General features: G+C 64.8%; 13 protein-coding genes, 1 tRNA gene and 1 pseudogene. 3 read left to right on the top strand and 12 right to left on the bottom strand.

What is annotated here, in order from left to right; genetic code table 11:
- Window positions 1–5: 5 nt before the first annotated feature.
- On the top strand, window positions 6–794 hold the full coding sequence (locus PXD02_RS03920) for an amino acid ABC transporter ATP-binding protein (protein ID WP_275105637.1): 789 nt from the start codon (window positions 6–8) through the stop codon (window positions 792–794).
- Window positions 795–859: 65 nt separating this feature from the next.
- On the opposite strand, the gene PXD02_RS03925 is transcribed toward PXD02_RS03920, so the two are convergent.
- From PXD02_RS03925 to rpmH, 9 genes are all read right to left on the bottom strand, one after another.
- Window positions 860–1,378 (bottom strand): SixA phosphatase family protein, encoded by a 519-nt coding sequence (locus tag PXD02_RS03925; protein WP_275105638.1) that lies wholly within the window; start codon window positions 1,376–1,378, stop codon window positions 860–862.
- Window positions 1,379–1,460: 82 nt separating this feature from the next.
- Complete coding sequence (gene argB / locus PXD02_RS03930) at window positions 1,461–2,360, bottom strand: acetylglutamate kinase (protein ID WP_275106351.1); 900 nt, start codon at window positions 2,358–2,360, stop codon at window positions 1,461–1,463.
- A gap of 76 nt (window positions 2,361–2,436) precedes the next feature.
- Window positions 2,437–3,087, bottom strand: coding sequence for a ribosome biogenesis GTP-binding protein YihA/YsxC (yihA, locus tag PXD02_RS03935; protein WP_275105639.1), 651 nt, complete (start codon window positions 3,085–3,087; stop codon window positions 2,437–2,439).
- Complete coding sequence (locus tag PXD02_RS03940; RefSeq protein ID WP_275105640.1) at window positions 3,084–3,845, bottom strand: MOSC domain-containing protein; 762 nt, start codon at window positions 3,843–3,845, stop codon at window positions 3,084–3,086. Before PXD02_RS03940 ends, yihA begins: the two co-directional genes overlap by 4 nt.
- Complete coding sequence (gene yidC, locus PXD02_RS03945) at window positions 3,842–5,668, bottom strand: membrane protein insertase YidC (protein ID WP_275105641.1); 1,827 nt, start codon at window positions 5,666–5,668, stop codon at window positions 3,842–3,844. The genes PXD02_RS03940 and yidC overlap by 4 nt, the downstream gene beginning before the upstream one ends.
- An 87-nt stretch (window positions 5,669–5,755) precedes the next feature.
- Window positions 5,756–6,631 (bottom strand): tRNA 2-thiocytidine(32) synthetase TtcA, encoded by an 876-nt coding sequence (gene ttcA / locus PXD02_RS03950; protein WP_275105642.1) that lies wholly within the window; start codon window positions 6,629–6,631, stop codon window positions 5,756–5,758.
- Window positions 6,615–6,878, bottom strand: a complete 264-nt coding sequence (gene yidD / locus PXD02_RS03955) for a membrane protein insertion efficiency factor YidD (protein WP_275105643.1) — start codon at window positions 6,876–6,878, stop codon at window positions 6,615–6,617. Before yidD ends, ttcA begins: the two co-directional genes overlap by 17 nt.
- Entirely contained in the window at window positions 6,875–7,291 is a 417-nt protein-coding gene (gene rnpA / locus PXD02_RS03960; protein ID WP_473092051.1) for a ribonuclease P protein component, read from the bottom strand. Before rnpA ends, yidD begins: the two co-directional genes overlap by 4 nt.
- A gap of 44 nt (window positions 7,292–7,335) precedes the next feature.
- Window positions 7,336–7,470 (bottom strand): 50S ribosomal protein L34, encoded by a 135-nt coding sequence (gene rpmH, locus PXD02_RS03965; protein ID WP_103172990.1) that lies wholly within the window; start codon window positions 7,468–7,470, stop codon window positions 7,336–7,338.
- Between the two features lie 290 nt (window positions 7,471–7,760).
- Between rpmH and PXD02_RS03970 the strand changes: the two genes are divergently transcribed.
- Window positions 7,761–9,182: a sensor histidine kinase gene (locus tag PXD02_RS03970; RefSeq protein ID WP_275105644.1), complete on the top strand. Its 1,422-nt coding sequence runs from the start codon at window positions 7,761–7,763 to the stop codon at window positions 9,180–9,182.
- Between the two features lie 77 nt (window positions 9,183–9,259).
- Window positions 9,260–9,336 (top strand) — tRNA-Arg (locus PXD02_RS03975).
- A 122-nt stretch (window positions 9,337–9,458) separates the two neighbouring features.
- On the opposite strand, the gene PXD02_RS03980 is transcribed toward PXD02_RS03975, so the two are convergent.
- The 3 genes and pseudogenes from PXD02_RS03980 to PXD02_RS03990 form a co-directional block, all read right to left on the bottom strand.
- The gene (locus PXD02_RS03980) at window positions 9,459–10,430 is read right to left on the bottom strand and encodes an alpha/beta hydrolase family protein (protein WP_275105645.1); all 972 of its coding nucleotides are present in this window, start codon (window positions 10,428–10,430) and stop codon (window positions 9,459–9,461) included.
- 288 nt (window positions 10,431–10,718) lie between these two features.
- Window positions 10,719–11,845 (bottom strand): IS3 family transposase gene (locus tag PXD02_RS03985; protein WP_275103593.1). Its coding sequence is split into 2 segments (ribosomal slippage): window positions 10,719–11,581 and window positions 11,581–11,845, totalling 1,128 coding nucleotides; the frame shifts between segments, so codons are not numbered across the junction.
- 65 nt (window positions 11,846–11,910) lie between these two features.
- Window positions 11,911–12,513, bottom strand: a pseudogene (locus PXD02_RS03990) (helix-turn-helix domain-containing protein); the annotation flags it as partial.
- Window positions 12,514–12,533: the final 20 nt, after the last annotated feature.

Below are 12,533 nucleotides of genomic sequence, written 5' to 3' on the forward strand. Positions count from 1 at the left end.
CCGTCATGAGCGACAACACCACCCGCCAGATCGACCGCAGCCACATGCAGGTCAGCGACGAGGTCGCCATCGACATCCGCAACATGAACAAGTGGTTTGGCAGCTTCCACGTTCTGCGCGACATCGACCTGACCGTGCATCGCGGCGAGCGGATCGTGATCGCCGGGCCCTCGGGATCGGGGAAATCGACGCTGATCCGCTGCATCAACCGGCTTGAGGAACACCAGTCCGGCCATATCGTCGTGGACGGGGTGGAACTGACCAACGACATCAAGAACATCGACAAGGTGCGATCCGAAGTCGGCATGGTGTTCCAGCATTTCAACCTGTTCCCGCATCTGACGGTGCTGGAGAACTGCACGCTGGCGCCGATCTGGGTGCGCAAGGTGCCGCGCCGCCAGGCCGAAGCGACCGCGATGACGTTCCTTGAAAAGGTCAAGATCCCCGAACAGGCGCATAAATATCCGGGGCAACTGTCGGGCGGCCAGCAACAGCGCGTGGCCATCGCCCGGTCGCTGTGCATGCAGCCCAAGATCATGCTGTTCGACGAACCGACATCCGCGCTGGACCCCGAGATGATCAAGGAGGTTCTGGACACCATGATCGAGCTGGCCGAGGAGGGCATGACCATGCTGTGCGTGACGCATGAGATGGGATTTGCCCAGGCGGTCGCCAACCGGGTGATCTTCATGGACCAGGGCCAGATCGTCGAACAGAACGAACCGCGCGAGTTCTTCAACAATCCCAAGTCGGAACGGACCAAGCTGTTCCTGAGCCAGATCCTGGGACATTGACGGAAAGCCGGGGGCGCTTCGCCCCCCGGACCCCCCGAGGATATTTGAACCAAAGTGAAAGGGCCTTAGCGCCGCCCGTCGAGGCGCACGAAATCCATGACGCTGCCCTGGCCGGGTTCGACCTGGGTCCAGTCGTCCACCTGGAAATCCACCACAAGGGTGGCCCCCGTGGGATAGCGGCGGAAATCCGGGTCCATCGGCAGGCGCGCGGGCAGCAGGGCCGCGAATTCGGAAATGCCCGGATTGTGGCCCAGCATCATCACCGTGGGCTGGGTCGCGGTCTTCAGGATCGACAGCATCTTTTCCGGCCCGGCCTGATACAGCCCGGCCTCGATGCGCAGCAGCGGGCGCACCTCGAGCGCGGCGCTGGCGATGGTGGTCCAGGTTTCGCGCGTCCGGGTCGAGGAGGAACACAGCACCTCCTCGGGTTCATAGCCGCGCGAGGCCATCCAGTCGCCAAGCGCAAGCGCCGACCGCCGCCCCCGGTCGTTCAGCGGGCGGTCGTGATCGGACAGCGTGGGGTCGTCCCAGGCCGATTTGGCGTGACGGGTCAGGATCAGCCTTCGATGTCCAAGCGGTGTCATGAGCGATCATCCCCGTTGATTGCCGAGTGTCAGCGCAGCCTGCCACAGCAGTTGCATCCTGGGCAAGCTGATGCGTGTGCGACTAAAGCGACGCCTCGCCCTGGCGCAGACCGCGCGGGCGGGTGCTGGGCGGGGTGGATCGGATCAGGCTGCCCGCGCCATGTTCGGTGAACAGTTCCAGCAGGCTCGCGTTGGGGACGCGGCCGTCCAGGATCACCACGGCGCGCACGCCGTCCTGCAACGCCTTCAGCGCGGTTTCGGTCTTGGGGATCATGCCGCCGGCGATGGTGCCGTCGGCGATCATGGCGCGCACCTGGTCGGGATGAAGCTGGGTCAGCACCTGGCCGTTCCTGTCCTTGACGCCCGCCACATCGGTCAAGAGCAGCAGCCGGTCGGCCCGCAGCGCACCCGCGATGGCGCCCGCCGCCGTGTCGCCGTTGACGTTGAAGGTCTCATTGTCGGCCATGCCGGTGGCGACCGGGGCGATGACCGGGATCATGCCCGCCTTGTAGAGGTCGCGGATGATCTGGACGTTCATTTCGATCGGGCGGCCGACGAAGCCCAGTTCGGGGTCGTCCACCTCGCAGACCATCAGGTCGTCGTCCTTGCCGCTGATGCCGACGGCGCGCCCGCCCGCGTCGTTGATGGCTTGGACGATGCGCTTGTTGACCAGGCCCGACAGGACCATCTCGACCACCTCGACGGTTTCCTTGGTGGTGACGCGCTTGCCGCGCACGAATTTGCTTTCGATGCCCAGCTTGCCCAGCAATTCGTTGATCATCGGACCGCCGCCATGGCAGACGACCGGATTCATGCCGACCTGCTTCATCAGCACGATGTCGCGGGCGAATTCGGCCATCGCGTCGTCGTCGCCCATGGCATTGCCGCCGAATTTCACCACGACGACCGCCCCGGAATAGCGTTGCAGATAGGGCAGGGCCTCGGAAAGGGTGCGAGCGGTGGCGGTCCAGTCCCGGTTCATGTCTTGCGTTCTCATCCTTCAGGGCCCCTGTCTGACGGGCGGACCCTAGGACGCATCGCCGCGCCAGTCCAGACGTTCAGGCCAGACCGGCGATAATGGCGCGCAGCGTCGCGATGCCCGCGCCCTTGTCCGAGGATGTGACGACGATCTGCGGGAAGGCCGCCGGATGTTTCTGCAATTCCGCCTCGACCTGTTCGATCACGGGCTTGAGGGCGTTCGGCCCCAGCTTGTCGATCTTGGTCAGCACCGCCTGGAAGGGCACGGCGGATCTGTCCAGCAGGGTCATGATCTCGTGATCGACGGGCTTCACGCCGTGGCGCGAATCGATCAGGCAGAAGGCCCGGCGCAGGGTCGGGCGGCCCGCCAGATAATTCTTCAGCAGCGCCTGCCATTTGGCGACCACCGCGACGGGCGCCTTGGCAAAGCCGTATCCCGGCAGGTCGACCAGATAGCTGTGGTCGCCCAGGGTGAAATAGTTGATCTCCTGCGTCCGCCCCGGCGTGTTCGAGGCCCGCGCGATCCCCTTGCGGCCGGTCAGGGCGTTGATGAGGCTGGACTTGCCCACATTGCTGCGGCCCGCGAAGCAGACCTCGGGACGGTCGGCGGGGGGCAGGCCGTCCATGGCGACCACGCCTTTCAGGAACTCGACCGGACCGGCGAACAGCAGGCGCGCGGCGTCGGCGGTGTCGGCATCGGGTTCGGGGGCGACGGGGAAGGCGACCTTCATGCCGCCACCGCATCGCCCAGGGCGATCTCTCCGCCGGTCACGACCTCGGCGAAGATGCCGAAATCGGTGTGGCCATAAAGGCGTTCCAGCGTTGCCAGCATGTCGATGTCGCGTTCCCCGCTGTCCGTATTGGCCGCCGTGGCATCGCAGCGGCCGATCTGGTCGGTGACGCGCAGTTCGACGGCGCCGACGCGGATCACCTGGCCGATCAGGTCACGTTCGGCCCAGGGCGCCCAGCCGTCCACCCACAGGTTGCCCCGCCAGCGATGGATGCCGAAGACCTGACCCGCCCGCGCCTCCAGATCGGCAAGGCTGGACAGCGACAGGATCGAGATCCAGGGCCATTTCTGGTCGGTCCAGATGGCCGCGCCGCGCACCAGCCGGGTGGGGGCGGGGGCGTTTTCGGGCCACAGGGGCCGCAGCCAGTCGACCAGCCGGTCGCTGTCGGTTTCGGGGTCGATCACCAGATCGGCCTGCGTCGGCTGGCGCAGCACCAGCCGTCCCTCGGCCCAGCCGCCGCTGATCGCCTGCACGGGCGCGGACTGGACGCCGCGCACGAAGCAGGATTTCGGCAGCCAGCGGTCCGGCTGACCCCCGGTCTGGCTGGCCTGGGCGTTGCGTTCGCCCGCCTGGGTCAGCACCGCCCATTCGCGGTCGCCGGGCAGGCGGCGCGCGGCGGCCAGGGTCACGCGGTCCAGCCCCTCGCCGCCGACCGACTTGATCGGGTGGCGGCGGATATGGGCCAGACGCGCGGTCACTTGCTGTCCTTGCGCGGCCGCGACGGCAGCGCGGACTTGATGTTGCCGAACAGGTCGGGCCGGTGGCCGTGCATCGACATGATCGTGTATTGCTGCGCGCAGGTGATCAGGTTGTTGGTGATCCAGTAGAGCACCAGCCCGGATGCGAAGCCGCCCAGCATGAACATGAAGAGCCACGGCATCCAGGCGAAGATCATCTTCTGCGCGGGATCGGCCGGGGCCGGGTTCAGCCGCTGCTGGATCCACATGCTGATGCCCAGCACGATGGCAAGCGCGGGCAGCGACAGCGAATGCAGCAGCGTGCCCTGGGCCGGGGGCGCAAAGGGCAGCAGCCCGAACAGGTTCAGCAGCGAGGACGGGTCGGGCGCGGCAAGGTCGCGGATCCAGCCCACCCAGGGGGCGTGGCGCAGTTCGATGGTGACGAAGATCACCTTGTAGAGCGCGAAGAAGATCGGGATTTGCAGCAGCACCGGCAGGCAGCCCGCGGCGGGGTTCACCTTCTCGCGCTTGTAAAGCTCCATCATTTCCTTCTGGAACTTCATGCGGTCGTCGCCGATGCGGGTCTTCAGCTCCTCCATCTGCGGCTGCAATTCCTTCATCTTCGCCATCGAGACATAGGATTTGCGCGCCAGCGGGAAGACCAGCAGCTTCAGGATGAAGGTCAGCGCGATGATCGACCAGCCCATGTTGCCGATCAAGCCGTGCAGCCAGTGCAGCAGGCGGAAGATCGGCTTGGTCAGGAAATAGAACCAGCCCCAGTCGATCGAATCCACGAAGCCCTGGATGCCGGGGTTTTCCTGATAGCCGTTGATCACCTCCCAGACCTTCGCGCCCGCGAACAGATAGCTGTCGGCATCGACCTGGGTGCCGGGCTGGACGGTCTGCATCGGATAGCGGGCTTCGGTCTGATAGATGCCCGCGCCCTCGGCGTATTTCACGACCGAGGTGAAGGCCTGGCCCGGCGCCGGGGCCAGCGTGGTCATCCAGTATTTGTCGGTAAAGCCGACCCAGCCGTTGCCCGTGACCTCGGTCACTTCGGCGCGGCCCTCGCGGTCCACCGGGTCGAGTTCGGCGATCTTGTTGTATTTCAGTTCCAGCAGCTTGCCGTCGGACATGCCGACCGCGCCTTCGTGCAGCACGAAGAAGTTCTGCGTGTCGGGACGGCCATGGCGGGCGATGATGCCATAGGGCGCGGCGGTGAAGGCCGCGTCGCCGTTGTTCTGCAAGGCATGGCTGACGGTGAACAGATAGTTGTCGTCGACCGAGAAGGTGCGCCGGAAGATCTGGCCCGCGCCATTGTCCCAGGCCAGCGTGACCGGCTGTCCGGGGGCCAGCGTATCGCCCGATTCCACCGACCAGATGGTCGAGGGGCCGGGAACAAGCGCCGGATCGACGCCCGGTCCGGGGGTCCAGCCATAGACGGCGTAATAGGGCTTGGCCGTGCCGGTCTGGATCGCCTCGGTGGGCGAGGACGGCGACAGCAGGCGGACATTGGGTGATCCGTCGTCCAGCGTCTCGCGATAGCGGGTCAGCAGCAGGTCGTCGATGCGCCCGCCCAGCAGCGAGACCGAACCCGACAGCGACGGCGTCTGGATCCGGACCCGGCCCGCCTGGGGGGCGGCGTCGGCAGGGGCCGTGCCCAGGTCGGCGGGCAGGGCGCTGCTTTCGGGGTTTGCCAGCGGCACGTCCTGGGTCTGGGTTTCCACCGCGACCGGCTGTTCCGTCTGGACCGGAGGCTCGGGCGCGAAGACCGTGTACCAAACCAGGATCACCAGGAACGACAGCACTGTCGCCAGGATCAGATTGCGGTTGTTGTCTTGCATGCTTACAGCCTCATCGCGTCCGTCGCGCCGCTTCAACAGAAGGGGCGCTTAAAGGTCAAGCGGAATTGGGTCCGCGGGGGGGGTGGGTCAGTCCCGCAGCCGGGGAACCTCGCCCCTGGCTGGGGCAGGATCGCCGGGGAACAGGCCCGCGAAATCGAACAGCTTCGGGTCCAGCAGATGCGAGGGGCGCACGTTCATCAGCGCGCGGAACATCACCTGCCGCCGCCCCGGCACGCGGCTTTCCCATTCGTCCAGCAGGCGTTTCACCTGCACGCGCTGCAAGCCTTCCTGGCTGCCGCACAGGTCGCAGGGGATGATCGGATAGGTCATGGCGCGGGCAAACCGCTCGCAATCCGCCTCGGCCACATAGGCGAGGGGGCGCAGGACCGTCAGGTCGCCCTCCTCGTTCAGCAGCTTGGGCGGCATGGTCGCCAGCCTGCCGCCGTGAAACAGGTTCATGAAAAAGGTTTCCAGGATGTCGTCGCGGTGATGGCCCAGCACGACGGCGGAACAGCCCTCCTCGCGCGCGATGCGATAGAGGTTGCCCCGGCGCAGCCGCGAACACAGCGAACACATCGTGCCGCCCGGCGCGATCTTGTCGGTGACGATGGAATAGGTGTCCTGGTATTCGATCCGATGCGCCACGCCGCGTTCGGTCAGGAATTCCGGCAGGACGGTGGCCGGAAAGTTCGGCTGGCCCTGATCCAGGTTGCAGGCCAGCAGATCGACAGGCAGCAGCCCGCGCCATTTCAGTTCGTGCAGAACCGCCAGCAGGGTATAGCTGTCCTTGCCGCCCGACAGGCAGACCAGCCAGCGGTCGCCGGGGCGGATCATGCCATAGTCGTCGATCGCGGCGCGGGTTTCGCGGACCAGCCGCTTGCGCAGCTTGCGGAACTCGGTCGAGGACGGGGCGCCCGCGAACAGCGGATGGATCTCGGCCAGGTCGTCAGTGTCGTCCAGCATCGCACGGCCTTTCGTGATCGGGATCAGAGCCCGGCACCGGATCATAGCCCGACCCGCCCCAGGGATGACAGCGCCCGATCCGCCGCAGGGCCAGCCAGCCGCCGCGCAGGGCGCCGTGGCGCGCCAACGCTTCCAGGGCATAGGCGGAACAGGTCGGCTGGAACCGGCAGCCATGCCCCACCCAGGGCGAGGCGACCAGCCGGTAGGCCCGCACCGGCAGCGCCAGCAGATGGGCCAGCGGCGTCACGGGTGGATCTTTCGCAGCGCGCCCGCCAGGTCGCGGCACAGGGCGGCGAAATCGCGGCTGACGGTGGCGTCGGGGCGGCCCACCAGCACATAATCCCAGCCCGGCCGCGCGCCTTGCGGCAGATGCAGCCGGGCGATCTCTCGCAGCCGGCGCTTGGCGCGGTTGCGCATCACCGCATTGCCGATCTTCTTCGAACAGGTGAAGCCCACACGGAACGGATCGCCATCGCCCCGGTCGCGGGCTTGCAGCAGAAAACCCGGCGTTCCTTGGCGCAGCGCCCGCGACGCGGCCAGGAAATCGGCGCGCTTGGCGATGACCTGCGGCATGGAAAGCCGGGGCGCGGACATGCGAAATGCCGCCGAGCCGTCATCCACGGGTCGCGCATCGGCAACGGGATGGGGCAGGGGCGGCATGTCGTAAGCCCTCGGGTTCGGCGGGACGGACCCGCCGCAAGGGATCAGGCCGACAGGCGCTTGCGGCCCTTGGCGCGGCGGGCGTTCAGCACGCGACGGCCGCCGCTGGTGGCCATGCGGGCGCGAAAGCCGTGGCGGCGCGCACGAACGAGGTTCGACGGTTGATAGGTGCGCTTCATGGTTCGTCTCCGAGGTCTTGTCTTGCGGGTGGTCTTGTCTTGCGGGTGGCGGGTCTTGCGGGCGGCAGGCGCGGAATGGCAACATTCCACCCTGCGCGCGAACGCGCCGGTTGTTCGAAGCCCGCTGGATACATCAGACCGCCCGCCCCGTCAACCTGTAAGGCGGCAATCGGTCGGAAACTGCTTTATCGCGCAGCCGGAACCTGCGACAGATCACATTCGTTTGATGTGCAAACCTCGCCCGCCGGGCTGAAACACGCGCAAGAACAGGCGCTGACGATCAAGATTACATGCAACTGAATACGATCTCTGGCCGATTCGCCGCGCTGACGATCATCTTCGTCATGCTGGCCGAAATCCTGATTCTGGTTCCGGCCTTGGCCAGCTTCCGGCTGGACTATCTCGAATCGCGGCTGGAGCGGGGGCAGATCGCCAGCCTTGCCGTGCTGGCCTCGGACAAGTCGCTGGCCGACGAGCTGGAGGCGGAACTGTTGCAGAGCGCCGGGCTGCTGAACGTCGTGCTGCGCCGCGACGACATCCGGCAGCTGGTCCTGTCGTCGCGCATCCCCAGCCCGGTCGTCCAGACCTATGACCTGCGCGAGGACGGCCTGGTCCAGACCATCGACGACGCCCTGGGAACGCTGCTGAACCGCCGGAACGAGGTGATCCGCGTCATCGGCGCGCCGGTCAACCAGGCGGGCCAGCTGATCGAGATCACCATGGAGACCGCGCCGCTGCGCGCCAGCATGATCGAATTCGGCGTCCGCCTGCTGCTGCTGTCTGCGGCCTTCTCGATCCTGACGGCGATCCTGTTGAACGTGGCGGTGCAGCGGCTGGTCCTGGTGCCGATCCGCCGGGTGATCAGCCACATGGTGTCCTATGCCGAGGCGCCCGAGGATGCCCGCCACATCATCACCCCCGACGCCCGCCTGACCGAGCTTCGCGACGCCGAAACCGCCCTTCAGGCCTTGCAGAAGACGGTCACCTCATCGCTGAAGCAAAAGGAACGGATGGCGCAACTGGGCCAGGCCGTCGCCAAGATCAGCCACGACCTGCGCAACATCCTGACCACCGCGCAGATCTTCGCCGACCGGCTGGAGGACAGCGGCGATCCCAAGGTCAAGCGCGCCGCGCCGAAGCTGGTGAACTCGATCAGCCGCGCGGTGAACCTGTGCGAGACGACGCTGGCCTTCGGCAAGGCCGAGGAGCCCGCGCCCACGCTGTCGCGCTTCAACCTGGCGCCGCTGGCGGCCGAGGTCGTCGAGGCCGAGACCCTGGCCAGCGGCGACGGCCCGAGGGTCGAGTTCCTGTGCGACATCCCGCCCAGCCTGACCATCCGCGCCGACCGCGACCAGCTGTATCGCGTGCTGGCGAACCTGGCCCGCAACGCCCGCCAGGCCATCGAGGGCACCGGCCAGCCCGGCACGGTCGAGATCGGCGCGGGCGAGACGGACGGCGACTGGTGGATCCGCGTGGGCGACACCGGCCCCGGCCTGCCGGAAAAGGCGCGGGAATACCTGTTCAAGCCCTTCGCGGGCAGCGCCCGCAAGGGCGGCACCGGCCTGGGCCTGACGATCGCCGCCGACCTGGTGCGCGGCCATGGCGGCCGGCTGGATCTGGTGCGCAGCGATGCCGAGGGCAGCGAATTCATGATCCACATCCCCCGCGACATGGCGATCCTGCCTAGGCGGCAGATGGCCGGGGACCGATAATATCGGGCAGTCGGCGTTTTTTCCGCCACGCCCCCTTGCATCCCGAGAAGGGGGCGTCTACATGACCGCCCTACGACGGACCCGTAGCTCAGCTGGATAGAGCACCAGACTACGAATCTGGGGGCCGGGCGTTCGAATCGCTCCGGGTCCGCCACATGAAACAAGTGTCGTCTGTCAGATACTTCTGGCTTTCCGTCAGATTTCTGACCCAAATAGCTTATCAGCCGAGGTCAGGTCATCGACGCGACGAGCCCTTAGCGGAAGATTAGCGCCTGCTTATTCGGCCTCACCATTGAGGAAGGAGATGATAGCCTCAGAAATTTCCTGATGAATGCTCTGACGGGCCTCTGGCGAAGCGCCGCAGAGCGATGAATCTCCGTCTTCCTCGATCGGGATATCTGGTCCGGCAGCCGTGCATACGGCGAAAGCGTCGAAAATGGATGCTCCGGGTATGGCAACGGATTGAGCAATCTGATCGCTGTCAGATGTGCCATCGGGATTACCCAGAGTAATCCGCAGCATGCTCACGTCAGCAGGGGGAGTGCCCAGAGCGTCCATATACTCTGGGTTCACGGCGATCACTGAGGTTATGCGAGGATCTCGGGCCAGCCCCGCCAAGCCTTCTGGGTTGGTTTCCGACAGTTCCACGCCTTGAGCGGCATACCACCCACAATCTGGTCCTTCTATCGTGCTATCGACGGTGCAGGAACGCATATAGCGTTCTGCATCCATTTCCACCCCGGCAACGGAAAGGGCAGCGGTTGCGCCAAGCGCAAATCCTGCAACGGAAACTTTGCTTCCATCGATTCGCGGACCCCATGTTTCGTCAGCCAGCATCAAATCGATGGCGCGATGTATGTCCTGTGGTCTCCGCCATATCTCGTTCAGAGCAAAAACTGCGTTATCTGGACGCGGCGCATTGACTTCAACGACGACATAGCCCGCACGAGCTATGGACGCACTGAGCCAGGCACCAGAGTCAGTCGCGGATCGCAGGCCGCCATGTGAAACCACCACCAGAGGGAACACACCTTCTGGAAAGGGGGCATCCGGGGCGGCAGAGGCTCCCTCAAAAACAGGATTTCCGCCAATGGTGCCCGATGCCTGCTCGTTCGAGGGATACCAGATTGACAGCGACAGGGCGCGCTCGACCACTGCGGTATCGCGAAGATGGTAAACTCCTGCCGTTGTTTCTGCAAGGCAAGGTGCTGCTGCCAAGATCAGAGCCAAAGAAATACCGAACTTCATGCCGTGGCTCCATGCGCGGACTAAGAGATAGACACGCTGTATCATGCCCTTACGCCAATGACAGCTTTGTCCGCATAGCAGACGCCGTGTCTCTGGCACAGTGGGTCAGGTTTGGCTGAAGTTTGGGGTGGAAATGCCTGACGGTCCTGGCCGTCAGGCACAACAAATCCACGACCTGTGAGTCAAAAATCTCTGGAATCTGACAACAAGTGTGATCTGTCAGATATTTCTGGCTTTCCGTCAGATTTCTGACCTGGACTGCCCCCACGGAGTGGTCCGGGTTGATTGTTAGTGCATCGTCGGCCGCTGGTCTATTGGGATGAGGGCTTCCGGTGCGGGCGGGCGGTATCCCAGGGAGCTGTGCGGCCTGACAGTGTTGTAGTGGCGGCGCCATCGCTCGATGAGGATCTGGGCCTCCCTAAGCGAATAGAAGACTTCTGCGTCCAGGAGTTCGTCGCGGAATCGAGCGTTGAAGCTCTCGCAATACCCGTTCTCCCAGGGTGAACCCGGCTCGATGAACGCGGTCTTGGCACCAACTGCGCCGATCCAGCCCTGCACCTTCTTGGCAATGAATTCCGCGCCATTGTCGGACCTTATGAACGCAGGCGGGCCACGCAAGATGAACAGCTCCGTCAGGGCGTCGATTACGTCGGTGGAATTGAGCTTGCGGTTTGCACGGATCACCAGCGCCTCCTTCGTGAATTCGTCGATGATATTGAGCGTCCGAAACAGCCGTCCGTCATGTGTCCGGTCCTGAACGAAATCATAGGACCAGACGTGGTTCGGGTGCTCCGGTCGGAGACGGACGCAGGACCCGTCGTTCAACCAGAGCCGACCCTTCTTTGCCTGCTTTTGTGGGATCTTCAGCCCTTCACGCCGCCATATCCGTTCCACGCGTTTATGATTTACATGCCAACCGGCGTTGTTCAGCAGTCCGGTGATCATCCGATAGCCATATCGCCCGTAGGTGCGAGCGAGCGCGATGATGTCCTCCGTCAGCCGTTCTTCGTCCGGGGCGCCGCAAGGAACCTTGCGTTGCGTTGAGCGGTGCTGCCCGAGGGTGCGGCAGGCGCGGCGCTCGGATATGCCAAGCGCCTGCCGCACATGATCGATGCACTTGCGACGGCGCGAAGGGCTTAGAAGTTTCCCCGTGCAGCCTCGCTCAGGATCATCTTGTCCAAGGTCAGATCTGACACCGCGCGCCGCAACCGCTGGTTCTCCGCCTCAAGCTCCTTGAGACGCTTCAGCTGATCCCGGTTCATGCCGCCATACTGCTTGCGCCAGCGATAATACGTCGGCTCGGTCACGCCGATCTGCCGCACCGCGTCGGAAATCGCCATTCCCTGTCCATGAAGCACTTCGATCTGTCGAAGCTTCAGAACGATGTCTTCCGGTTTGTCTCGCTTGCCTGCCATCTGATGGTCCTCCTGAACAGGATATTTGTATCCCAGTTGGCGGACCACTTCAGTGGGGGCACTCCAGTGTCGACCACTGCATGCAGGTAGACTTTTCCCACGCCCTTCAGGCTGCCGACGAAGAAGGTGTCAGCCGACAGAAGCGCGCCAGGAGCGCTGCTCTCGACATGGCGCTCCCGGAAGCAGGGATTGAGCTTCTCAAGGAACGTAGCCTGTTCGGGAGTGATGTCGATCACCTTGCCGGCGTTCGCCTCCTCCAGCGCCAGCCAGCGCTCGATCCTGGTGCCCAAGCCATGGTCGTTGAGCAGCTTCTGGATCGTGATCGCCGAGACCCGCGTCCCCTCCAGCGACAGGATGGCCTCAAGACGGTTGCAGCCGTAGGCGGGATGCTCCAGCGCCAGGGCCCGGATGCGGTCGACGACCTCCGGCGCGGTCGCCCGAGGATGGGACTTGTGGATCGGCGGCAGGTCCTTCAGGCCGTCAAAGCCCTGCGTCTGAAAGCGGCGCTTCCAGTCATAGAAGCTGGTGCGATCCATGCCCCGCTGGCGGCAGGCTTCGGCGACATTCCCAAGTTCTCGCGCCAGGTCCAGCACGCTCATCCGCTGCTGCGCAACCTTGCTGATCGCGTCACGTGGTGCCGATTTCCTGATCTTCGATGATCTATCCATGGTCCCTTCCTCCTTGCTGA

It is taken from the genome of Paracoccus sp. S3-43 (assembly GCF_029027965.1).
In the GTDB taxonomy this organism is placed as follows: Bacteria; Pseudomonadota; Alphaproteobacteria; order Rhodobacterales; family Rhodobacteraceae; genus Paracoccus.